The organism is Undibacterium sp. 5I1, from assembly GCF_034314085.1.
Taxonomy (GTDB): Bacteria; Pseudomonadota; Gammaproteobacteria; order Burkholderiales; family Burkholderiaceae_D; genus Undibacterium.
Genome location: NZ_JAVIWI010000001.1, coordinates 3,413,917 through 3,438,420 on the forward strand (window position 1 = coordinate 3,413,917; position 24,504 = coordinate 3,438,420).

22 protein-coding genes are annotated in these 24,504 nt (G+C 48.0%); 14 read left to right on the forward strand and 8 right to left on the reverse strand.

What is annotated here, in order from left to right:
* Positions 1–103: 103 nt before the first annotated feature.
* Both RGU72_RS14945 and RGU72_RS14950 read right to left on the reverse strand, forming a co-directional pair.
* Complete coding sequence (locus tag RGU72_RS14945; protein WP_322120480.1) at positions 104–481, reverse strand: hypothetical protein; 378 nt, start codon at positions 479–481, stop codon at positions 104–106.
* 201 nt (positions 482–682) lie between these two features.
* Positions 683–1,231, reverse strand: a complete 549-nt coding sequence (locus RGU72_RS14950) for a thymidine kinase (protein ID WP_322120481.1) — start codon at positions 1,229–1,231, stop codon at positions 683–685.
* A gap of 309 nt (positions 1,232–1,540) precedes the next feature.
* Between RGU72_RS14950 and RGU72_RS14955 the strand changes: the two genes are divergently transcribed.
* Positions 1,541–2,002 carry an Hsp20 family protein gene (locus RGU72_RS14955; protein WP_322120482.1) on the forward strand — a complete coding sequence of 154 codons (462 nt, stop codon included), beginning with the start codon at positions 1,541–1,543 and terminating at the stop codon, positions 2,000–2,002.
* Between the two features lie 118 nt (positions 2,003–2,120).
* Here RGU72_RS14955 and RGU72_RS14960 read toward each other — a convergent pair whose 3' ends face one another.
* Together RGU72_RS14960 and RGU72_RS14965 are read right to left on the reverse strand one after the other, a co-directional pair.
* Positions 2,121–3,257, reverse strand: coding sequence for an alpha-hydroxy acid oxidase (locus tag RGU72_RS14960; RefSeq protein ID WP_322120483.1), 1,137 nt, complete (start codon positions 3,255–3,257; stop codon positions 2,121–2,123).
* Between the two features lie 121 nt (positions 3,258–3,378).
* On the reverse strand, positions 3,379–4,284 hold the full coding sequence (locus tag RGU72_RS14965; RefSeq protein WP_322120484.1) for a LysR family transcriptional regulator: 906 nt from the start codon (positions 4,282–4,284) through the stop codon (positions 3,379–3,381).
* A 138-nt stretch (positions 4,285–4,422) separates the two neighbouring features.
* On the opposite strand from RGU72_RS14965, the gene hmgA reads away from it, so the two are divergent.
* Entirely contained in the window at positions 4,423–5,763 is a 1,341-nt protein-coding gene (gene hmgA / locus RGU72_RS14970; protein WP_322120485.1) for a homogentisate 1,2-dioxygenase, read from the forward strand.
* 24 nt (positions 5,764–5,787) lie between these two features.
* A complete protein-coding gene (gene fahA, locus RGU72_RS14975) occupies positions 5,788–7,125 on the forward strand; it encodes a fumarylacetoacetase (RefSeq protein ID WP_322120486.1) in 1,338 nt (445 codons plus the stop codon).
* Between the two features lie 136 nt (positions 7,126–7,261).
* Here fahA and RGU72_RS14980 read toward each other — a convergent pair whose 3' ends face one another.
* A complete protein-coding gene (locus tag RGU72_RS14980) occupies positions 7,262–7,795 on the reverse strand; it encodes a cysteine hydrolase family protein (RefSeq protein ID WP_322120487.1) in 534 nt (177 codons plus the stop codon).
* A gap of 524 nt (positions 7,796–8,319) precedes the next feature.
* Between RGU72_RS14980 and RGU72_RS14985 the strand changes: the two genes are divergently transcribed.
* The 5 genes from RGU72_RS14985 (at position 8,320) to RGU72_RS15005 (ending at position 13,246) form a co-directional block, all read left to right on the forward strand.
* The gene (locus tag RGU72_RS14985) at positions 8,320–9,189 is read left to right on the forward strand and encodes an EAL domain-containing protein (protein ID WP_322120488.1); all 870 of its coding nucleotides are present in this window, start codon (positions 8,320–8,322) and stop codon (positions 9,187–9,189) included.
* 145 nt (positions 9,190–9,334) lie between these two features.
* A complete protein-coding gene (gene cysT, locus RGU72_RS14990) occupies positions 9,335–10,204 on the forward strand; it encodes a sulfate ABC transporter permease subunit CysT (RefSeq protein ID WP_322120489.1) in 870 nt (289 codons plus the stop codon).
* Complete coding sequence (gene cysW, locus RGU72_RS14995; protein ID WP_322120490.1) at positions 10,204–11,124, forward strand: sulfate ABC transporter permease subunit CysW; 921 nt, start codon at positions 10,204–10,206, stop codon at positions 11,122–11,124. The genes cysT and cysW overlap by 1 nt, the downstream gene beginning before the upstream one ends.
* Positions 11,125–11,163: 39 nt before the next feature.
* A complete protein-coding gene (locus RGU72_RS15000; RefSeq protein ID WP_322120491.1) occupies positions 11,164–12,234 on the forward strand; it encodes a sulfate ABC transporter ATP-binding protein in 1,071 nt (356 codons plus the stop codon).
* A 19-nt stretch (positions 12,235–12,253) separates the two neighbouring features.
* A complete protein-coding gene (locus RGU72_RS15005) occupies positions 12,254–13,246 on the forward strand; it encodes a CysB family HTH-type transcriptional regulator (protein WP_322120492.1) in 993 nt (330 codons plus the stop codon).
* 30 nt (positions 13,247–13,276) lie between these two features.
* Here RGU72_RS15005 and RGU72_RS15010 read toward each other — a convergent pair whose 3' ends face one another.
* From RGU72_RS15010 to RGU72_RS15020, 3 genes are read right to left on the reverse strand one after another with little or no spacing between them, the layout of a single operon-like run.
* Positions 13,277–14,026, reverse strand: a complete 750-nt coding sequence (locus RGU72_RS15010; protein WP_322120493.1) for an ABC transporter ATP-binding protein — start codon at positions 14,024–14,026, stop codon at positions 13,277–13,279.
* A 1-nt stretch (position 14,027) separates the two neighbouring features.
* Positions 14,028–15,269, reverse strand: coding sequence for an ABC transporter permease (locus tag RGU72_RS15015; RefSeq protein WP_322120494.1), 1,242 nt, complete (start codon positions 15,267–15,269; stop codon positions 14,028–14,030).
* A 10-nt stretch (positions 15,270–15,279) separates the two neighbouring features.
* The gene (locus tag RGU72_RS15020) at positions 15,280–16,575 is read right to left on the reverse strand and encodes an efflux RND transporter periplasmic adaptor subunit (protein WP_322120495.1); all 1,296 of its coding nucleotides are present in this window, start codon (positions 16,573–16,575) and stop codon (positions 15,280–15,282) included.
* A gap of 570 nt (positions 16,576–17,145) precedes the next feature.
* Here RGU72_RS15020 and RGU72_RS15025 point away from each other — a divergent pair.
* The 6 genes from RGU72_RS15025 to RGU72_RS15050 all read left to right on the forward strand — a co-directional run bounded on the left by RGU72_RS15025 (position 17,146) and on the right by RGU72_RS15050 (position 24,306).
* On the forward strand, positions 17,146–18,843 hold the full coding sequence (locus RGU72_RS15025; protein WP_322120496.1) for a methyl-accepting chemotaxis protein: 1,698 nt from the start codon (positions 17,146–17,148) through the stop codon (positions 18,841–18,843).
* Between the two features lie 581 nt (positions 18,844–19,424).
* A complete protein-coding gene (locus tag RGU72_RS15030; RefSeq protein ID WP_322121653.1) occupies positions 19,425–20,081 on the forward strand; it encodes a PepSY-associated TM helix domain-containing protein in 657 nt (218 codons plus the stop codon).
* Between the two features lie 123 nt (positions 20,082–20,204).
* Positions 20,205–20,717 (forward strand): DUF2271 domain-containing protein, encoded by a 513-nt coding sequence (locus tag RGU72_RS15035; protein ID WP_322120497.1) that lies wholly within the window; start codon positions 20,205–20,207, stop codon positions 20,715–20,717.
* Between the two features lie 112 nt (positions 20,718–20,829).
* Positions 20,830–21,648, forward strand: a complete 819-nt coding sequence (locus RGU72_RS15040) for a DUF4198 domain-containing protein (protein ID WP_322120498.1) — start codon at positions 20,830–20,832, stop codon at positions 21,646–21,648.
* Positions 21,649–21,721: 73 nt separating this feature from the next.
* Complete coding sequence (locus RGU72_RS15045) at positions 21,722–22,756, forward strand: FAD:protein FMN transferase (protein ID WP_322120499.1); 1,035 nt, start codon at positions 21,722–21,724, stop codon at positions 22,754–22,756.
* Entirely contained in the window at positions 22,753–24,306 is a 1,554-nt protein-coding gene (locus RGU72_RS15050) for a sulfite reductase subunit alpha (RefSeq protein WP_322120500.1), read from the forward strand. Before RGU72_RS15045 ends, RGU72_RS15050 begins: the two co-directional genes overlap by 4 nt.
* Positions 24,307–24,504: the final 198 nt, after the last annotated feature.

Genomic DNA, 24,504 nt, shown 5'->3' on the forward strand with positions numbered 1-24,504 from the left:
TAAAGCGCCGGATTTTTGTTGTGGACTGAGTTAAAAAGTCGCGTCTAATGCAATTTATTTAACAAAGTACACTTAGTAAAATACAAATACATTCTTGAACTAATTACTGAGCTGGTTTTGGTTTTACATCCTCAGTTTTTACGTCTTTCGCTTTGGCATGAGTTTTATGCTTAGGCTCAGATTGTTTAACCTCAGTTTTCGCATCTAACTTCTCTTCCGACGCTGGCGTTATTTTTGCAATCGGAGCAGATGCAGCTGGTGTCGTTGCACTCGCTGTTTTGCTAATGATATGGGTAGCAGAAGAAGCCGTAGCAGCTTTGCCAACGACTGGTGCTGTGGTGGTAGAGGCAGCGACTGAAGCACTAGCACTAGCAGAGGCCGATGCAGATGGCGCTACAGGTTTCGCTGTCGTAGTTGTTTGGGCGAACGCTGTACCCATGACGAAAGTAGTAGCGACGAGTGTGGTGATCAGCTTGTTCATGATTAATCCTGTTCTTGAGTGTGTTTGCCTTTATCGGCTTTTATTTACTTCACGTAGTCAATCTACGTATCTCTCAAACGCCACTCGCTTAGTTTCTGTTGACAGGTAAAGTGTTGCGAATTGTTACTGCGTATTTTTATTTCCGTTTGTATTTTTACGTATTACAGGAAATCGCACAGGCGCTAAGCAGAAGAAAATTTCTCAAGAATAAAAGCATTTTCCGCATACATGTTGATACCGTTCATTGCCACCAATCGCTACTTGCTCACCCGCTTTAACACGCTTGCCATTGGCATCCAGACGAATATTCATAGTGGCTTTTTTCCCGCACGCACAGATATTTTTTAGCTCTTCAATATCGTCGGCAAGTGTCAATAAATAAGCCGATCCAGGAAATGGCTCGCCCATAAAATCACTACGCAAACCGTAGCAAATTACCGGTACGCCTTTGACTTGTGCGAGCTGATGCAACTGACGTACCTGAGCCGCTGTTAAAAATTGTGCTTCGTCTACCAACACACAATTGACTTGCGGGATGGCTTGTAAAAAGTCGTAGTCGGCATCAAATATCTCCGCATCACGCTGCGGGCCTAAACGTGATGTCACTTTGCCCTGACCGTAACGATGATCAATTGCCGCCGTGTACAGACGCACTTTTTGTCCTTGCTCTTCATAGTTATGAGCGACTTGTAGCATGGCAGTAGATTTACCTGCGTTCATTGCTGAATATCTGAAATAAAGTTTTGCCATAAAATTTTTTAATTAATTGTAATTCCAATGTCGGACGTGATTGTAAATCCATTCGTTCCGCTTCAGGCAATAGATAACCGAAGCATCAATTTACTCATTACAAAAATATGAAATAAATCAACGATAAAATTATTTAATAAAAATAATAAATCTGATTGAAAAATTTTTGAAAAAATAAAGTCTTGAAATTCTAAAACAGTGTGCCCATATCCGTATCAGCAAGTGCTCAACAGAGGCTTGCTAGCTTATTCAGCATGGAGCTGAAATAGTTTTTTTTCATATCGCTTACTTTTATTTCGAGGATATATCATGCGTAATTTTGACTTTGCCCCACTGTACCGTTCTGCCATTGGTTTTGACCGTTTAGCGCATTTATTTAATGAAGCGCAACGTACTGATGCAGCCCCCAGCTATCCACCTTACAACATAGAATTGATCGGCGAAGATAAATACCGCATCACGATGGCTGTCGCTGGTTTTGAGCGCTCTGAACTAGAGTTGGAAAGCGAATTAGACACCTTAAAAATTGTTGGTCGAAAACAGAAGGATGAGACCCAATCCACCTTCTTACACCGCGGTATTGCAGCGCGTGATTTTGAGCACCGTTTCCGCCTGGCAGATCACGTCAAAGTGATTGGTGCCAAACTAGATAATGGCTTATTGAATATAGAATTAGTTCGCGAAGTACCTGAAGTATATAAGCCAAGAAAAATTGCAATTGATGGCGATAACTTGCATATCGTCAAACAAGCGGAATTAGAAGCGGCTTAAAAGATCGGAGCGATATCACGAATTGATATCGCTCCGATTTATAACAAGACAATAGCAAAAATCGCTGCACAGATATTTTCTGTGTAGCGATTTTTCAGTAATCCGCCCTGTTAAATCTCTACAGCTGTGCCAGATTATGTCGCCCAACTTCACGAATATCTTTAGTACCTGTCAGTGCCATACTGACATCTAATTCTTTGTGCAAAATCTCCAGCATTTTAGTCACGCCTTGCTCACCCATCGCACCCAAGCCATATAAAAAGGCACGTCCAACCATGCTGCCTTTAGCGCCCAAAGCAGTGGCTTTTAAAATATCCTGACCAGTGCGAATGCCACCATCAAACCAGACTTCGGTTAAGTGTCCGACCGCATCCACAATAGCTGGCAATGCTTGTATGGACGACATTGCGCCATCTAATTGACGACCACCATGATTGCTGACGATGATCGCATCGGCACCGGCTGCGACGCCTAATTTAGCGTCTTCTACGTCCAAGATGCCTTTAAGAATTAACTTGCCACCCCATTCTTTTTTGATCCAGGCCACGTCATCCCAATTTAAGGTTGGATCAAATTGGCTTGCAGTCCATTGACTCAGCGTTAAAATCCCATCACCTCCTTTGACGTGTCCAACTAAATTGCCAAAGGTTTTACGACCAGTTAATGCGCGTAGTGCCCAGGCTGGTTTAGTTGCCAGATCAAGGATATTTGCCAGCGTCAGTTTTGGCGGAACTGACATGCCGTTGCGGATATCTTTATGTCGCTGACCCAAAATTTGCAAATCCAACGTCAGCACTAAAGCGGAACATTTTGCATTTTTTGCGCGCTGTATCATTTCTTTGACAAAGCCGCGGTCGCGCATGACATAGAGCTGAAACCAGAATGGTTTTGTAGTAACGCTCGCCACATCTTCAATCGAACAAATACTCATGGTGGAGAGCGTGAAAGGAATACCAAATTTTTCTGCTGCGATTGCGCCCAGCATCTCGCCATTAGCCCATTGCATGCCCGTCAACCCTGTCGGTGCAATCGCGACAGGCATGGCAACTTCTTGCCCTACCATCGTCGTGCGGGTAGAGCGCTGATCAACGTTGATGGCAACCCGCTGACGCAGCTTCAGTTTGGCCAGATCATCGGTATTCGCGCGATATGTACTCTCTGTGTACGAGCCACTATCGGCATAGTCGTAAAAGGCTTTCGGCACCCTTTTTTTTGCCAGTAAACGCAAGTCTTCTACGCAGGTGATGATGGGCATGGTGATTCTCCGTCACAATTAATTATAGACACAAAGTGTAGGGCAAAACTTTATGGCGATGGCAGAAAAGCTTTCAGTCCTGGGGTGAAGGATTTTCACCCCATTAGTTTGACAAGCTGACTTACTCAGCAAACTGCTCTGCAATAAACTGGCGCAACCATTGATTACCTTCGTCCTGGTTATAGCGGCGATGCCAGAACATATTCGTTTGTAAAGAGGGTAAGCGTAGCGGCGGGCGAACATACTTTAAATTGAACGGCGCTGCGGCACGCTCGGCCAGCTTTTGCGGCACCGTCACTAACAGATCGGTCGTGCTGACTATGTAAGGTACGGCCACAAAATGTGGCACGCAAAAATGTGCTGCGGCCTTAATGCCTGCCTTATCCAAGCTTTGATTAATCCTATCGTAAGGACTCTCTTGCGATGCCACGATCAAGTGTTGTGCTGCTAAAAAATCACTCAAGCTGATTTTGTCACCCGCTAAAGGATGGCTACTACGGAACATGCTGACATAATTTTGTTTAAACAGTCGGCGCTGGTAGAGTGCGCCAGAAATCGTATCAAATGCGCCAATTGCTAAATCAACCCGACCAGCCTCCATCTCGGACTTCAGATCAATACTGCTGGCGCGGACGGTAGAAAACTGTAATTGTGGTGCCAATAACTGACATCGCTCCACCAGCACAGGCATAAAATAAACCTCACCCACATCCGTCATCGCAATCGTAAATTGCCGTTTGCTGCTTGCGGGATCAAAACTCTCTTGTTGATTTAATGCCCGGCGAATATTTTCTAAAGCGCTAGCGATTGGCTCGGCAAAGCTGATGGCTAAGGGCGTGGGTTGCATCCCAAGCGCCGTACGGACAAATAATTCATCATCAAAAGTACGGCGCAGCCTTGCCAGCGCGTTACTAACAGCGGGTTGGGATAGTCCTAGCTTTTTTGCGACGGATGAAATTTGCCTGTCCTGAAATACTTCCTGAAAAATTACCAGTAAGTTCAGGTCTATGTCTTTCGGTTCTATCATTTAAAAATCGCTTAAAAAGTTTTCAACCATTATTGATTTTATGAATGTAGTACATTTTTGTATTTATGTCGCAGGTTTTGACTAGCTGGACTATATTGATGTCACATCAAAATTGCGCTTATTTCTATAGGAACTGTCATGCCCCACATTAAAGAACATTCCGCTGATTCTGCCTATTCTTCTGTCCAGCGCAGCTATCAAACCGGATTTGCGAATGAATTCGCTACCGAAGCCTTGCCTGGCGCATTGCCTAAAAATCAGAACTCACCACAGCAGTGTGCGTATGGCTTGTATGCCGAACAAATTTCTGGCACGGCATTTACCGCACCGCGCCATTCCAATCGCCGCTCATGGTTGTACCGGATCAGGCCAGCGGCAATGCATCAGCCCTTCGTACAAATTGATAATGGCGCGATGACCAATCAGTTTGATCAGGTACCATCGACACCCAATCAATTACGCTGGGATCCGTTGCCGATGCCGGATAAAGCAATTGATTTTATTGACTCGTGGATGACGATGGCGGGGAATGGCTCAGCGGACGCACAAAGCGGTTGTGCTATCCATTTGTACGCGGCGAATCTCGATATGAGTGATCGGTTTTTTTATGATGCTGATGCAGAGTTACTGATTATTCCGCAACAAGGTCGTTTGCACATTAAAACTGAACTCGGCGTCATCGATATTGAACCACAAGAAATCGCTGTCATCCCGCGTGGTATCCGGTTTCAAATCACGCTGCCGGAAGGTGCCGCGCGTGGCTTTGTTTGCGAGAACTTTGGCGCCACGTTTAAGCTACCGGATCTGGGCGTAATAGGCTCCAACGGCCTGGCAAACCCACGCGACTTTATGACTCCGCATGCGAGCTATGAAGACCGCGAAGGTGATTTTGAATTGCTGGCTAAGTTTAGTGGCAATTTGTGGTCTGCCAAAATCGGCCATTCGCCGCTGGATGTCGTTGCATGGCATGGTAATTTTGCGCCCTACAAATATGACTTGCGGCACTTTAATACCATCGGCTCTATCAGTTATGACCATCCCGATCCGTCGATTTTTTTAGTCTTGCAATCTGCCAGTGATACACCGGGCGTTGATACGATCGACTTTGTGATCTTTCCACCGCGCTGGCTAGCAGCAGAAAATACCTTCCGCCCGCCCTGGTTCCATCGTAATATCGCCAGCGAATTTATGGGCTTAATCCACGGCCAGTATGATGCTAAATCCGCAGGGTTCAGACCCGGTGGCGCTAGCTTGCATAATTGTATGAGTGGTCATGGCCCGGATGCTGGTACGTTTGACAAAGCCAGTAAGGCCGACACCAGCGCACCGCATAAGATCGCTGATACCATGGCCTTTATGATCGAGACTCGTACCATCATCAAACCGACGCGTGCGGCAATGACGTCTCCGCAATTGCAAGCCGATTACTACCAATGCTGGATGGGTATCAAGAAAAATTTCAATCCCAATCAAGCCTAACGATATCCAAATAGGAACCTCAATATGAGCAATCAAGCGACTCTGCAATTGAATGAAACCCACGATATTAACTTGCGTAGCTGGGTCACCTCTGCGAATGATATCAACAGCGATTTTCCGATACAAAATTTGCCTTATGGCGTATTCCGCAAGAAAGGGACTGCAGAAAATTTCCGTATCGGTGTCGCGATTGGTGATCAGATTTTGGATCTCGCAGCAGCATATGCGCTAGGCGTTTTTTCAACGTTAAAATCGACGGCATTTGATCAGGCGATCCGCAGTACTCACTTAAATGCCTTGATGGAATTAGGCAACGCGACCTGGACAACATTACGTCTGCAACTATCGCGAGCGCTGCGTGAAGGCATGTCGCAACAAGATTTATTGAAAAGTGCTTTAGTGCCGCAAGCAAATGCGGAATATGCTCTGCCTGCACACATCGGTGACTATACCGATTTTTTCACTTCCATCCATCATGCGACGGCTGTGGGTAAATTATTCCGTCCTGATAATCCACTGATGCCCAATTACAAATGGGTACCGATTGGCTACCATGGTCGTTCATCATCGGTTGTGATCTCTGGTCAGCAGTTCCGTCGCCCTGTCGGACAAACTATGCCACCGACGGCGACAACTCCGGTGTTTGGCGCAGCAAAGCGGATTGATTATGAAGCCGAGATTGGTATTTTTGTAGGGCAAGGTAATGCAATCGGCGATGCGGTAGCGATTGATGATGCAGAATCGCATGTGTTTGGTCTGTGTTTGCTCAACGATTGGTCGGCACGCGATATGCAAGCCTGGGAATACCAACCACTAGGACCTTTCCTAGCGAAGAATTTTGCCACCACGATTTCGCCTTGGGTCGTTACGCTAGAAGCTTTGGCACCCTATCGTTTGCAATGGCAACGTGACGCGGTAGATCCACAACCGCTACCGTATCTGGATTCTGCAGCGGTGCGCGAACAAGGTGCATTTGACGTGCAGATGGAAGTTTTGCTACAAACCAAATCTATGCGTGAGCAAGGCCTGCCTGCGCAGCGTTTATCGCTTTCTAACTTCCGTCATTCTTACTGGAGCGTTTCGCAATTAGTGGCGCATCACACCGTCAACGGTTGTAACCTGCGCGCTGGAGATTTACTCGGTTCAGGAACTCAATCAGGTCCTACACCGGAAGAAGCAGGATCGTTGTTGGAACTGAGTGTCGGCGGCAAACAGCCACTGATATTAAGCAATGGCGAGCAACGCACATTTATGGAAGATGGCGACTCCATCATCATGCGCGCCTGGACGGAAAAGTCAGGCTTGCCACGGATAGGTTTTGGGGAAGTTGAAGGGACTTTACTGCCTGCAAGACAATTTTAAACTGTGAACTGATTAAATAAAAAAAGCGTATGCAAATGAATTTTGCATGCGCTTTTTTTATCGATGTACTGACAGACCGTCGCTAAACCATAAACGCCTGACTCATCTTATATAACTTATCTAACTTATATCTTAGTTAGATCAGCACATCGCTCGCCGCAACGGCAACAGCGACTACCCCAAAGCTGTCTATATTGGTGAGGGTGCGGTTGTGATGCCGGATGATCTGCGCGGCAGTCAAAATCTCGCTATCTTCAGTGGTATGTGCATCCGCAACCAAGACCACAGGGTAAGTCAACGCCAATGCTCTGCGCACCGTGGTGTCAACACAAAATTCTGTCTGCATACCGCAAATAATCAGATTAGTTATCGCATGCTGTTTCAGCAAAGCATCTAACTCCGTCTGATGAAAAGAATCTGAAGCAGTCTTACGAAGCCGTAAGTCGCTTGGCTCAATATGAAGACCGTCCGCCAGTTGCCAAGCTTTGCTACCAAATGTCAGTAAACCTGATGATGACTCATGCTGGATAAAGATCACGAGCGCACCTGCATCTCGCACTTTTTTTGACACCATATTGACGTTGGCAATGACACGTTGCGATTCAAAAGTGGTGTACTTACCTTCGCATAAACCTTGCTGGACATCGATGATTAACAGTGCTGTTTTCATAGTTTGGAGTCAGTTTTCATTATGAGTAACTAAGCAAATACGTAATTTTATAGGATCGTATATGCGGCGTCATATTAGGTCGCTTACATAGACGATTAATTTTTATAAGCTTGTTTTGCGTAAATTGCCACTCTACCTAGTCCTTGGAGCAAATCCCAGATATCCACTGCGACATAGTGTAATTCTGCGCATATGCGCAAACCAACTATCCAACCGCGAAACGATTAGTTCTGATTTTTTGTAGTGTGTTTTATTCTGCAAGGCACAAACAGCAATAACCGATAACCGATAACCGATGGCATGCAATCAAAACTAGCATCGACGGTCGATATTGGTTGCAACGTCTTTATTAAAGTTTTACTGAGTGTTCTGGTAAAACCCATTTTCGCTAAATATATATACTCCCTATTAGTATATTTAATTGTCCATGTAATTCCTAGACGATAGAGCATATTTTAATAATTCAGTGGGGAGTATATTCAATATCAAGCGTATTTTTTACCGACATACGCATTGGAGTCAACATGACATCTCCTGCTTTACAACAATATTTGCGGCATTTACAGCTTGCCAATCCAGCTAACACTCACATCCGTCTGGATGCGCAAGGTCAGGCTTTGGGGCGATATTTTCATTCGACCTTGACGAGTACATTTCAGCCAGTTCGTGCTCATCTGGATCAGCACATCGTGGCTTATGATGGTTATGCCCGTAGTTATGCTGTTGATGGCGGGGGCTTACATATCTGGAAATTGCTTGACCACGCCGCTAATGATGATGAGTCGGTAGAGCTAGATCGCTTATGCCGGATTTTGCATACGATCAATTTTTACCAGCAAGCGTCATCGCAGGCAACGACATTGGATTTGTTTTTAAGCATCCACACCCGCTTGTTAACCGCGGTAGAAGGTAATCATGGCGCGGCGTTTCGGCGGATTCTTCATCTGCTGGAGTTGCCGCAGCAGCAGATCGTTTTGCAATTGCCACAAATTATTCCTAATCAACGCTGGATGCTGCAACACGTAGCAGACAATTACCGACGTAACGGTTTTAGGATAGGTGTGCATGCGAGCGATACCTTGCAGGCATTGGAGCTCATGGCAAAAATACGTCCCGATGTCATCAAGATTGATGTACGCCAGGTTGTCGCCAAGGACGCTGGGGCTGAGTCTGCACAACACGACTCATTGCGGACTTTATTGAAGCATGCAAATCAACTCGGTAGTCGCGTCATATTTAAGCGGATAGAGACAGATCAGCAGTTGCAATCATTGACACAGATTGTAGAAGAGCTGTCAGCCAACCAGACTTTGCCTTATTTCTTGCAGGGATTTTTGCTGGATACACCCAAGGCCAGCCTCGGCGTCGATAACGAGACTGCGAAAGCTGCTTGAGCAAAATACTTATATGACCGGTAACTTCCCGCAAAAAATCCTGCCCTTTATACGAAATTCGTCTATCAACATTCGAAAAAAATCGTTTTCTATATAACGAGCGAGTGCCATTATTGCCCCTCAACGGCTAAATAAGTAATAACGAATGGCATTCTCACTCACTCCTAAGCTGCAAAAACAGCGCAATGCTCCCAGCAGAGTTATCCCGGGTTTTCATCTGACCTTGGGATTTACTCTACTGTACCTCAGCCTGATTGTGTTGATCCCGCTGTCGGCGATTTTTTTAAAAACCTTCACCATGACCTGGGAGGCGTTTTGGAATACCGTCACGTCGGAGCGGGTGCTGGCGTCTTATCGCCTGACATTTGGTGCCTCGTTTTTAGCCGCGCTGATCAATGTGGTGTTTGGCGGGATCGTAGCCTGGGTGTTAGTGCGGTATAAATTCCCGGGCAAACGTCTGATTGATGCGCTGGTCGATTTGCCGTTTGCGCTGCCGACTGCGGTTGCCGGGATCACCTTGGCAACGCTGTATGCGCCCAATGGCTGGTTGGGAAAATATCTGGAACCACTAGGTATCAAAGTTGCGTTTACGCCGCTGGGTGTATTAGTGGCGCTGACGTTTATCGGTTTGCCTTTTGTGGTGCGCACCGTGCAACCGGTGTTGGAAGAAGCCGAAAAAGAATTAGAAGAAGCCGCCATTAGTCTGGGCGCCAGTCATTGGCAAACCTTTGTCAAAGTGATTTTGCCAACCATCTTGCCGGCTCTGCTAACAGGCTTTGCGCTGGCCTTTGCGCGGGCCACGGGTGAATACGGATCAGTGATTTTTATCGCCGGCAATATGCCTATGGTGTCCGAAATTACCCCGCTGTTTATGATCACAAAATTAGAGCAATACGATTATGCCGGTGCGACCGCCATTGCTGTCGTCATGCTGATGCTGTCCTTTAGCTTGCTACTAACGATCAATTTATTGCAATCCTGGAGCCGCAACCGTAACAAAAGTGAGCCTGCATAATGACCAGCACCCCGATTGCGTTTCCCCCGCCAGTTCAGACACCAATTCAGACTTCAGCACCACGTCGTATCGAACCGGCAATTAGTTTGTCCGCCACGCTAGAACCTTTATGGGTTCGTGCGCTGCTAATCATCACGGCGCTGACTTTTTTAACTGTGTTCTTGTTCATTCCGCTGGCAGCCGTATTTTTTGAAGCGTTTAAAAAAGGATGGGAAGTTTACCTTAAGGCCATCGTCGAACCGGATGCTTTGTCCGCCATCAAACTGACGTTGATTACCGCCGCCATTGCGGTACCGCTGAATCTGGTTTTTGGTGTCGCCGCTGCCTGGACGATTGCTAAATTTGAGTTCCGCGGCAAACAGTTTTTGCTGACCTTGATTGACTTACCGTTCTCGGTATCGCCTGTGATTTCTGGTTTGATTTATGTCTTGTTGTTTGGTGCGCAAGGCTGGCTTGGTCCATGGTTGCGGGAACACGACATCAAGATTTTATTCGCGGTGCCTGGCATCGTACTGGCGACTATTTTTGTGACCTTCCCTTTCATTGCGCGTGAGTTGATTCCCTTGATGGAGGCACAAGGTAGCGAGGAAGAAGAAGCTGCTTTGGTACTCGGTGCCTCTGGCTGGAAAACCTTCTGGCATGTGACCTTACCGAATATTAAGTGGGGCTTGTTATACGGCGTGATCTTATGTAACGCCCGCGCCATGGGTGAGTTTGGCGCGGTATCGGTGGTGTCTGGGCATATCCGTGGCGAGACTAATACCATGCCTTTGCAAGTCGAAATTCTCTATAACGAATACAACTTTACTGCGGCTTTTGCGGTGGCATCACTGCTCACTTTGCTGGCATTACTGACGCTGGCGCTGAAGTCGATTGTTGAATGGCGAACACGAGAAAATCAGGCGCTTCCGCAAGAGTAAATTAAGAAAATTTCAAGAGTAAGAATTCAGGAGCAAGTCATGAGTATCGCAGTTCAGCATTTACAAAAAAAATTCGGCAGTTTTACTGCGCTTAATGATGTGTCGCTAGAATTTCCTAGCGGTGAATTAACCGCACTCTTAGGTCCGTCTGGCTGCGGAAAAACTACGCTGTTACGCATCATCGCCGGACTGGAACATGCCGATGCAGGACAAGTTTTACTGGATGGTCAGGACGCCTCAGCCCAGCATGTGCGTGAACGCCAGGTTGGTTTTGTGTTCCAGCACTATGCGCTGTTTAAGCACATGACGATTTTTGAGAACATCGCGTTTGGCCTCCGGGTCAAGCCACGAGCCTTGCGCCCCTCGGACGCTGTGATTAAAGAGAAAGTGCATAAATTACTCGACTTGGTCCAGCTCGATTGGCTGGCAGATCGCTACCCACCGCAGTTATCTGGCGGGCAGCGGCAACGGATCGCGCTGGCGCGGGCGTTGGCAGTGGAACCACGCGTCTTGCTGCTGGATGAACCGTTTGGCGCGCTGGATGCCAAGGTACGTAAAGAGCTCCGCCGCTGGTTGCGGCGCTTGCATGATGATTTGCATGTCACCAGTATTTTTGTCACGCATGATCAGGAAGAAGCCTTGGAAGTCGCCGACAAAATCGTTGTAATGAATCAAGGTAAGGTGGAACAAATCGGCGCACCGGCAGCGGTCTACCAAAATCCGGCATCGCCTTTTGTGTACGGCTTTTTGGGGAATGTTAACTTGTTCCGTGGTCGTATCCATGAAGGTACTTTGGACGCTGGTGGCGTTGCTTTTGATGCGCCAGATCATGCAGCGACCCGTGACGCGACAGGTATTGGCTATGTCCGTCCGCACGAGCTGGAAATTGATCGCTATTCACCCGGTGCGGATGGTCTGGTGGTGCAATTACGCCGCGTACACAGCATAGGACCATTAGCGCAACTGGAACTGGAGCGTGACGACAATGGCGATTTGCTGGAGGCCATGATCTCTAGCGAGCGCTACAACCAGCTAAAACTCAAAGTCGGTGAAGTATTGGTAGTGAAGCCCAAACGATTGGCTGTCTTTGTCGATCAGACGTCTCTCTAATTTTTTTGCCAGACACATTATGAATTTCCAACAATTACGCTCTATCCGCGAAGCTGCCCGTTGCGGCTATAACCTGACTGAAGTGGCGAATGTTTTATTCACCTCGCAGCCCGGTGTGAGTCGCCAAATTCGAGAGCTAGAAGAAGAACTTGGCGTCGATATTTTCGAGCGTAACGGCAAACGCCTGACTGGCTTAACCGAACCGGGTAAAGGCATTTTGCATATTATCGAGCGTCTGTTGCTCGAAGCAGAAAATCTGAAGCAAGCTGGTGACGATTATTCCGATCAAACCAAAGGCACGCTGGCGATTGCGACCACGCATACGCAAGCACGTTACGTGCTGCCAAAAGTAGTGCAGGGATTTAGAAATAGTTTTCCCGATGTGCGCATCGCACTCCAGCAAAGTTCGCCAGAACATATTGCGGAATGGGTTTTATCGGGTAAGGCAGATATAGGGATTGCGACTGAAGGTCTGTCGCAGTTTAAAGATTTAGTCTCCTTCCCATGCTATCAATGGAACCACGTAATCGTTGTGCCAGACGGCCATCCGCTGCTGCGCAAAACTCAGGTCAGTCAGACACCGATCACGCTGGAAGATTTATCGAATTACCCATTAATCACCTACGACGTCGGCTTTACCGGGCGCGGTCACATCGACCAAGCATTTAAAGATGCAGGATTACGGACTGACATTGTGCTGACAGCGATGGACTCCGACGTGATTCAGCAATATGTTGCTCTGGGTTTAGGTGTGGGTCTGGTAGCAGAAATGGCGGTAGAAAAACAAACCGATGCTCATGGCAATGCGGGTAATGCAGGAAATATTGCCAACCGTTATAGCGCACTACAAGCGTTGCCAGCCAGTCATTTGTTTGCGCCAAACGTGACTCGACTTGCAGTACGACGCGGTGCCTATCTGCGTAGCTATATTCTGGATTTTATTTTGCAATTTGCACCCGAGTTAAAACGCGAACACATCCAGCTCGCAATCGCACCTGAGCAAGAATCATGAGCACTACCTGGTCTACGATAAGGATAGTCGCTAACCAGTAACCAGGCCGTCAATTACCTGTATTGTTTTGTCACAGCGGCTAGCCAGGTCAGGATTGTGGGTCACAAATAAAATAGTCGTTTTTTGTTCGTGATTAAAACGCCGTAATAAGTTAAAAACTTCATCAGCGCTTTTGGTATCGAGATTACCCGTCGGCTCATCCGCTAGCAGCAAAGCCGGATTCATCGCGAGCGCACGTGCTAATGCGACGCGTTGCTGCTGTCCTCCGCTTAGATTGCCCGCCAGATTATTTTGCCAGTTTGTCAGACCCACATCGCCGAGTAAAGCTGCTGCGCGCTCCTGCATTTGCTTGTTCAGAAATTCCTCCGCACCTAGCATCGGCATCATGACATTTTCGAGCGCAGTGAATGCGGTAATCAGATGATGATATTGAAAGACAAAACCAATATTGTGACCTCGCAAACGAGTCACCGCTTTGTCATCAAGTGCAGTCGTCTCTTCGCCACAGATCGCGATGGTTCCTGCTGACGGACGATCCAGTAGCCCGACGATATTGAGCAAGGTACTTTTGCCAGAACCGGAGGGTCCCATTACGGCACAAAATTCACCTTGATGTAAGGTGAGATCAATACCATGCAGTACTTCTGTCGCAATCGGGGTTCCTATATTGAATGTCTTTCGGACGCCACGTAGTTGTACAACGATGTCGCCAACTGGCAATTTTTCCGGGGAAGCAGGCAACTCCGGAAGGGGATTAGTCACGTTGGATGCAGAGGTCATATCAGCCACCGATTGCCACCACCGGGTCAAGACGAGCCGCTCTTAAAGCAGGGGCAAAAGCGGCGAGCAGTCCGGTCATCGTTGCCAATAATAATGCGGTAATGAATAAAGCCGGATCAAACTGTAGGGGGAATAAGGCCGTGCCGTCCGCATTTCGCGCGTACCGCTGCCACAACACCAAGGCCATAGCACCAATAGCGCAGCCTGCGACCGCACCGCCGAGACCAAGTACGCCGCCTTGCAATAAAAACACTCTGAGTATTTGTCCTTGAGAAATCCCCATGGCGCGCAGTATTCCGATCTCTCGTGACTTTTGAACCACCACGACAACCAGCACACTCGCAATCCCGAACGCGACCGACAAACCAACAAAAAACCGTATTGCCGTGTTGGCAGTAGTTTGCGCACTGACGGCGGCAAAAAATTGGGCACTGGTTTTAATCCAGCTGTCTGCCTCTACACCGGTCGCGGCAGTAATTTGTTGCGCAATCACTTCCGCAGCATAAACATCGCGCACAGTGACTTCAAGACTGGACACGCCGCCTGGTAAACCCAACAGGCTTTGCGCGGTATGTAATGCGATAAACGTATTGCGCTGATTTGCGCCTTTATTCCCCAAATCAAAAATCCCTGAAATTGTGAGCGTGCTGGTCGCACCACTCGCTGTCGAAATCAATAATTTATCCCCTACGTCGACGCCCAAGTCGCTGGCTAATTCTGTCCCGATCAGTATCTCTGTCCCTAAAATACTCGATTTTCCTCGTACTATTTTGTCATTGATATCCACTATCCGATAATACAAGTCAGGCTCGATCCCGCTGACCGTAATCGCATGACTGACGCTGCCGCGTACCACCAGAGCCGATCCGCCAGCGACAGGCGATACCACGAGGACATCGGGCATGGCACGTATCTGTGTTGCCACGGCTTGCCATTGATCAATCGACTTTATTCTTTGCAAGGGTGGTTGAATAATCGCGCCTTCGACTTCGGTATTCGCTGAAATTACAACTGGTCGTAACGGACGGGTGACTTCCTGCGGAGGTAATAGTTGAATATGGGCTTGTGCTGATAAAACACGCTTGATAAAGTTAGACTGCAAGCCGCTGAGCAAAGCGGACATAAACACAATTACGCCAACCCCGATAGCAACGCCTGCAATGATAAATACAGTCTGTAGCCGCCCCTCCCGTAAGAAGCGAATAGCAACAATCCATTCAAATGGAAGCCAGGCTGTTAACATCACTCGCTCCTCATTGTGCTACTGGCTTATTGGCTGAATTGGCTGGCAGACTCGCGGCTGAATTCGACACCGGGCTGCTCATCACCGTGCCGGATGCAATGACCCGTACCCGCGCGCCTGACTTGATCGTGCCAGGTGATGCAAGAACGAGGTCGCCCTCATCCACACCGCTGAGTACTTCAACCAATCCTCCGCTACGAAGACCGGTACTGACCGTACGTCGTATGGCATGGTGCTGCTCTACTCTCAACAAAGATGGAGGAGCTTTGTCACTTTCTAGTAAAGCGCTGACAGGAACTAATAACACATGAGGCCGGCGTGCGACTTCAATATCAACCGAGACCGTCATATCTTGTCTTAATACCTGAGGCGGATTCGATACATCGAGTTTGACTTCAACCGCTCCGGTCTGAACATTGATACTGGGATTGATATAGACCAATGCTGCCGGAAAAAGCAACTTAGGGTATGCATCTGCAGAAGCAATCGCTGTTTGATTCAAGACTAACAAGCGAAGATTTTTCTCATCAATTTGTACAACCAATTGTGCACGTCCATCTGGAGATAAGGTCATTAAGACTTTACCGGCCTGCACTACATCACCCACCTCAACCGCACGACTAATTAATATCCCACCCACAGGAGCAATGATTCTTGCGTATTTGACGCGCGCGCTCGCTGCATCTGCGTTGGCATTGGCACCGATCAGATTCGCTTCTGCCAAGGCAAAATCACTACCCGATGGACGTGTCGTTTCTAACTGCTTTTGCATAGTCCGTTGCTGCGCATCGGCAAGTTCAGCCGCCTTACGCACATCGTCCAGAGCAGCTGCTCCAATAAAGCCCTGCTGGAATAAATCCTGATTACGCTTCAATGTCGCTTTTGCATTATCCAGACTGACTTGTGCCTGACGCAAAGCCTGCTCGGCAACTGGCGCCTGAACCTCACGCAACTGACGGACACGGGTCTGCGCTTGTACTGAAGCAGATCGCGCTTGACGCTCATTTGCAAGCAACTCTGCCGTATCAAGCTCAATTAGGACTTCGCCCGCTTTTACCATTTGCCCTTCGATCACAGGCACTCTGACGACGGTGCCTGTGATTTGTGCTCCGATATCGACCCGGTGCGGGGTCTCGACATGGCCGCTGGCGACCACTGACTGAACAAAATCTCGCCGTACAACGCTGACTACGGAGACTTGTGGTCCACGCCACCAGATCGTCAAAAAGGCGAAAAACAAGCTGGCGACAATCAAGCCAGCCACTATTTTCCACTTGTACTTTAGGAAGACTGACTTGTCCAACATGACGATGCCTATCCGATCAGTTATTTGTCTTTGTGACACGCTGGTGCACTGGAACGATTGTGCGACTGCGATATCGGTTCATATCGTTTGAAGAGCTCATGCTATATCGCCAAAACGCTATTTCTTTGTGCATTAACGCGCTTAGTGTGGAGATTTAATCACGATCGTGAAGCTGACAAGCGCTCGGCATCTCGATTGAGAAGGTCATCTCGTCGTTAGCAACAATGCACGCAGCGTCAAACTAACTGATACGGAATAAGCGATGGCAGCAGATGCGGTCACGGTAACTTGTAAGACATCCGAAGTATGCATAAGTAACAACCCGTACTCATTGATACATATCAAACGAATGGGTTTTTTTATGGTTAACTATTTTTAGTGTTTGAATAACACCATAGACATAAAATATTGCAATTACACTCTGTTACATAGTTGTATTTTCAGGTAAAACATGACAGAGTTATAAAAGTTTTAATGTTATCAATATTCACGAATACGCTGTCCAAACCAATTTCGCAGTAAAGCCCAGCCAGATTTCCACAGCCCAGTTTCAAGCGAAAGAACTTATCCATGAAAAAATTTACGTCCCTAAGAAAGCAAGTGGGTCAGGCGGCAACAAAACTTCGGCAGGGTTTACATAGCAGTATCACGGTCGACGCGGGTCGTTCGGTTGATGTGATGGGCAAATTGACGCCAGCGTTAAAAAGCGGTTCGACTGATTTAAATCTGAACTTTGGATTGTTGGATAAATTTACTGCTGAAACTGGCGTGTCGGCTACGGTGTTCGTCAAAAGTGGCGACGACCTGATCAGGATTACGACTTCGATTAAAAAGCCCAACGGTGAGCGCCCATTGGGTACGACGTTAGACCGCGCGCATCCGGGTTATGCGCTGGTCATGTCGGGTAAATCTTACGTTGGTTACGCCTCATTATTTGGTAAGCCTTATATGACGCAATATGACCCGGTGCTGGATAGCAGCGGGCGATTGATTGCAGTTTTATTTGTCGGCATTGATGTCAGCGAAGTCCATCAAATGAGTGTCGCCAGCAAAGTGGCCTTGATGACGTTTGGCGTAATCACTTGCATTATGGGTTTATATGTCTGGATGTTTAGCTCAGCCGTAATCGCTGTCAGCGAGCAGCACGCGCCGGCGCTCACCGAGTTGCGTAACTGGTATCTGTTATTTGGTGTGCTGGCTTTAGCTGGTACGGCCTGGATCATTCATAAAGCAGTCAGCTACATGGTGAGTCGTGCTTTGATCCAGGCAACGAAGGTATCGCAGCAACTTGCCGCTGGCGATCTGACCAAACAATTGCATGTGGGACGCATGGATGAAATCGGTCAGTTAATGCAAGCCATCAATGGCGTCAGCCAAGGCTTGGCAGGCATCGTCAGTAATGTCCGGCAAGGCTCGGATCAGATCACGGTTGCCTCGCGCGAGATTGCTTCTGGCAATTCCGATCTGTCGTCACGCACAGAATCGCAAGCCAGTTCACTGGAAGAAACCGCGTCCTCGATGGAAGAATTAACCTCGACCGTTAAGCAAAATGCAGACAGCGCGCGGCAGGCTAATCAACTGGTGTTGTCGGCATCGGAGGTGGCAGGCAAAGGCGGACAAGTCGTAGCGCAAGTGGTTGAGACAATGGAATCAATCAAACAAAGTTCGCTCAAGATCACCGATATTATTTCTGTGATTGAGAGCATCGCTTTCCAAACCAATATCCTGGCATTGAACGCGGCGGTAGAGGCGGCCCGCGCGGGAGAACAGGGGCGCGGTTTTGCGGTAGTTGCGAATGAAGTCAGAAATCTGGCGCAACGCTCGTCATCCGCAGCGAAAGAAATTAAATCGCTGATCAACGACTCCGCAGATCAAGTCGATGCCGGCGGTGTGTTAGTCGCGAAAGCAGGCGAAACCATGACCGAGATCGTCAGTTCAGTTAAACGTGTTGCCGACATCATGAGCGAGATCACGTCCGCCAGCAGCGAACAAAGCACTGGCATAGAACAAGTCAACCAAGCCATTACTCAAATGGATGAAATGACGCAGCAAAATGCCGCGTTGGTAGAACAAGCTGCGGCGGCGGCAGCGAGTTTGCATGAACAGGCAGAAAAATTATCGCAAGTCGTGGTGGTCTTTAAACTTCTGGACGGACAAACTGTCAAAGCGCAAAAAGCGCAGAACACCGGAACGATCTCGGCGATCGAAAACCACAGTAACGCAAGATCGGCAAACACACGCGCTTTAGCAGCACCGCGTCGCAAATGAATGAGCGATTCAGGCTTTAACCCAGATTTTCCATTAGACCGCTACCACTTCGCAAAAAACGCAGACGGCGTGCGGTGTTTAGATGGATAGCACCACCGCGATTTGGGTGGGAGCGCTACAGCGACAAGTGTGCCTTTGGCGAACTGACTGGCGTTGTTCCAATGGAAAATCTGGGTTTAATTTGGCCTGAATCGAGCGTGACAATCCTCGGGCTGATCAAGTCACTGATATTTAGAAACAAGATACGGACAATATACAAGCAAGATAAAAAATATACTCATAGCCAGTATATTTAAATTGTCCATAGGATCATTGGATAATATGACATTTTAATAAAATAAATGGGGAGTATATTGAAAAGGTAAAAAATATCACCGATAAAAATAGAAGAATAAAAAACAGCAAACCTATTGCCTAAGTTCAGCCTTACTAGATATAATGAGAATTATTCGCATTTATAATATTGATTTGAATGGCAACGCACAAACATGACGGGCAACACCAGGACAAACGAACTCACTGACGAGTCCAAACAGCAGTCCAAGCAATCCACGAATTTAAGCAAGCCAATCACGCCGCTCATGCCAACAAGCAAATCGATCGCTGGCCAACAAAGCACGCGCGCTTTCTGGCTGCGGCATCTGCACCAATGGCATTGGATCAGCTCAGCATTATGTTTGATCGCCATGCTGATGTTTGCTACGACCGGCATCACGCTCAATCATTCCGCCCAAATTGAGGCGCATCCCCAAGTCACCAAAAAATCCGGTCAAATTCCTGCGGCGATACTGGCAACATTAAAACAAACTAAGCACAGCGCTAAAGACGGCAAAGACGCACAAGATCCCCTGCCCGACGATCTGAGGCAATGGCTGGATCAACAGCAGTCCATCAGCGTCGGCGATCAACCAGCTGAATGGTCGCCGGAGGAAGTGTACGTATCCTTGCCGCGCCCCGGCGGCGATGCCTGGCTACGTATTGCGCTGGACACAGGCGAGTTGGAATATGAAAAAACCCAGCGCGGCTGGATTGCCTATTTCAACGATTTACACAAAGGGCGCAATACCGGCAGTGCATGGAGTTGGTTTATCGACATCTTCGCAGTTGCCTGTCTGATTTTTTGTATCACCGGATTGTTTTTGCTCAAAATGCATGCAGGCAATCGCCCTATTACCTGGCCCATTGTCGGTTTAGGATTAGTGCTTCCGCTATTGTTGGCGATTCTGTTTATGCATTGATGTATTGATTTTGTTTTACTTACGCCAGCTCAGCCGCCAGCTAATTTACCTGCACAATCCGCTATATCTTCAATGAATAGCGATCATCGTTAACTGTATTTTATTTACCAAGAGGTTTTTTGTATGCGTAAGTTGCTCCCTTTTGCCATCACCAGTTTGTTGGGCAGTTCTGCCATGGCTGCTGATCTGACCGTTAAATTAGAAGTACCGCGCCTGAATGTGGCTGAGTATCACCGTCCGTATGTTGCGATGTGGATAGAAAAATCCGATCAGACTTTCGCTGGCAATCTGGCTGTTTGGTATGACTTAAAAAAGCGCGATAACGAAGGCCTCAAATACTTAAAAGATTTACGTCAATGGTGGCGTCGTAGCGGACGCGATTTGCAATTGCCAGTGGATGGTGTGAGTGGTGCAACCCGTGTCGTGGGTGAATACACGCTGAATTTTGCAGGCGACAAAGGTGCTTTAGCCAAACTGCCAGCTGGCGACTACCAGTTAGTGACAGAAGCAGCGCGTGAAGGTGGTGGGCGTGAAGTGGTCAAAGTACCTTTCCAATGGGGTGGTAAGACAGAACAAAATGCCAAAGCACAAGGTAGCAATGAGCTGGGCGCAATTGCACTCAACGTCAAACCTTAAGTGCTACGCTTTACTCTGAGTTGCAATCTCGGTGTGCATTTATTTAACACTGCATCTTAATTTGCATCTCGATTGATGCGCTACTTCACATTCAATATCTGCAAGGAATAGTATGAAACCCGCTACCAAAATCATCGCTTTATCACTAGCTTCACTCGCTCTCAGTTTGCCACTGGCGGCACAGGCGCATCGCGCTTTCTTATTGCCGACATCGACTATTACCGCAGGCAATGCGCCATGGGTCAGCATTGATGCAGCCGCGGCTACGGATGTCTTCTTCATGGATCATCAGCCGCTAAAGCTAGACAGCTTATTGATCACGGCACCGGATGGCAGCAACGCCAAAGAAGAAAACGCCAATACAGGCAAACTACGCAGCAGCTTTGATCTGCATCTGGAAAAAATCGGCACCTACAAAATAAGCTTGCTCAACAACGCGGTGTTTGCCAGCTACAAAGATAAAGGTGTACCAAAACGCTGGCGCGGCGCAGCAGAAAACATCAGCAAAGAAATCCCTGCAGATGCAGAAGATGTCGTCATCAGCCAGATGCAAGGCCGGATCGAAACCTTTGTCACCAACGGCAAGCCGAGCACAAAAGCATTAGAAGTCACCGGCAAAGGATTAGAAATGCAAGCGATTACGCATCCGAATGATCTGGTCGCCGGTGAGAACGCCAGTTTCCGTCTGGTATTAGATGGCAAACCCGCCGCCAATGTCAGTGTTAGCGTCATTCCGGGCGGCATTCGTTATCGCCAGAATTTAGGCGAACAAACCTTGACGACCGATGCAGATGGCAAGCTGACGATTACCTGGAAAACGGCTGGTATGTATTGGCTAGAAGCCTCGGTTAAAGATGACAAATCAACGGTCAAAGGCGCTAAAGAACGACGGGCAAATTATTCAGCGACACTGGAAGTTCTGCCGCAATAATCGAATGTTATTTTTAATTAGCGCATCAGTTTATAACTGAACTTCAACTGAACTTCAACTGAATTTCAACGGCATGACGCATGTCTTTATTCCTACCCACATGACAATGCCAGCGGCATTGTCTGTGGGTGCGTGCATAGAAGATTTTTCTGGTGCGACTATGGGCACCACATGGGCAGTCAAACTGGTACGCCCTCAACATAGCAGCGCAGCACAACTCCAGAATGGCATGCAACAAGAGCTAGATAAGGTAGTCGCGCAGATGAGTACCTGGCTGGCTGATTCTGATATCAGTCGCTTTAATCAGGCAGCAGCCGGGAGCTGGCATGTGCTGCCGCCAGAGTTTTTTAAAGTGCTGGATTATGGTTTATTTATCGCACAGCAGACAGCCGGCGCGTATGACCCTAGCATCGGACACTTAGTTAATCTTTGGGGTTTTGGTCCTGATAAAAATGCCGGACAAATTCCAAGTAAGGAAGTATTGGAGCAAGCACGACGACAATCCGGTTATCAAAAATTACAAGTCGATCGTCTGAAGCACAATGTGTATCAGACGGGTGGTTTGTCGATTGATTTATCTTCGATTGCCAAAGGCTTTGGCGTTGATCAGATAGCGCGATATTTAGAAGCGCAAGGCGTACTCAGTTATCTGGTCGAAGTTGGCGGAGAATTGCGTGGCTTGGGCACTAAACCGGACAACACACCTTGGTGGGTAGAGCTAGAACAAGTACAAACAGAAGCGCAAGCGCAAACGACTAGCACTGCCAGCATCGTTGCACTGCATGGATTGTCCATCGCCACATCAGGCGATTACCGTCGTTATTTTGACTACGAAGGACAACGTTTTTCCCACACCATTGATCCGCGTACAGGCTATCCGGTGACACATAATCTGGCTGCAGTCACCGTGCTGCATGCAGAATGTATGATCGCCGATGCGCTGGCCACCGCCATGACAGTCATGGGATTAGAACAAGGGATGGCGTATGCCAATCAACTACATGTTGCTGCTTTATTTGTTTGCAGAGATACGGCAACCAGGCACGACGATACGCCTGCCTTTACAGAACACATGAGCAAAGCCCTGATGGCGATGCTGGAAGAATGAATTCATATTTAAAAAAATTAGGCGCAAGTATTTTTTGGGTGACGAGTGTTTTGTTGCTCGCTGCGCTTAGTGTATGGACTGTCTGGACTATTTGGACTAGCCAATCTCAGCAATATCATCCGCTAAGTGCAGTAACACAGCGTAATCTGACGGCAGTTTTAGTCGTCATCGCCTATATACTTTTTTGCGCTGCCATCTTGCAGCGGCATCGCCGTCGCATCGCGATCGCCTCTGCAACTTTCGTGAGCAACATCAATACTACAGACGTAGCAAATAACGCAAAAAAAATACTCGTCGTGCATGCCAGCCAGACCGGTTATGCCGAACAACTGGCGCGTCAGACCGCGCAGAGTTTGCAAGCTGGCGGCATGGCGGTAGAGCTACTTTCTATCGCACAAATCGATGCGAGCCGACTACAACAAGCTGAACGTATTTTATTTGTCGTCAGCACCACGGGAGAAGGCGATGCGCCGGATAGCGCAGCCGGATTTGCACGCAAGTTGATGAGCCAAACTCTGCCAATCACACAATTACGCTACAGCATTCTGGCGCTGGGTGACCGCAACTACCAACACTATTGCGCTTTTGGACACAGGCTGGAGCATTGGTTACGGCATAACCATGCGGAAACTTTGTTTGATTTAATTGAGGTTGATAACAGCGACGAAGGCGCGCTACGGCACTGGCAACATCACCTTGGCGTACTTAGCGGCCATACCGAATTAGCCGACTGGACAGCACCTAGGTATAGCAACTGGATTTTGACTGAACGTCGGCTGTTAAATCCTGGCAGCGCAGGCAGTGCCGCCTTCCACATCACACTGCGCCCAGATCATGCAAGCGGCACCGAGCTGCCGCTATGGCAAGCGGGCGATATTGTAGAAATCGGTCCAGAGTACGCACCTGACGATACGACGCCAGCCACTGAACGCACCCCTCTACCGCACCGGGAATACTCCATTGCATCCATCCATAGTGATGGTCAAATCGAGTTATTGGTACGGCAGATGCAGCAAGCCAATGGCAAACTGGGTATCGGCTCTGGCTGGCTGACAGCGTACGCACAAGTCGGTGACAAGATTGCGGTACGTTTGCGTGAGAACCGCAGTTTTCACCCACCTACAGATGCGATGGCCGATAGACCGATGATACTCATTGGTAATGGCACTGGTCTGGCTGGCTTGCGCGCGCACATCAAACATCGCGCAAGCTTAGGATATTTGCGCAATTATTTATTTTTTGGCGAACGCAATCGTGCCTTTGACTACTTCCATCAAGAAGAAATAGAAGCGTGGAAAACTAAGGGTGTACTTCAAGAATGTCATCTGGCTTTTTCTCGTGACCAGGGACAGCGCGTGTATGTACAAGACCGGCTTTTGGAAAACGCAAACGCGATTCAACAATGGATTAAGGACGGTGCGGCAATCTATGTTTGTGGCAGTTTGGCTGGGATGGCGGTAGGTGTCGACCTGGCGCTGATCCAGATTTTAGGTGAAGATTGTTTAGCGCAATTAAAGGATGAGGGTCGTTATCGACGCGATGTGTATTGAACCCAGATTTTCCATTAGACCGCTACTACTTCGCAAAAAACGCAGACGGCGTGCGGTGTTCAGAGGGATAGCACCACCGCGATTTGAGTAGAAACGCTACAGCGACAATTGCACCTTTGGCGAACTGCCGGCGTTGTTGCTCCTTCTAGCAAGATGCAGCTTGCGTTGTCGTCGCGTCTAGCCAGTCAGTCCGCCAAA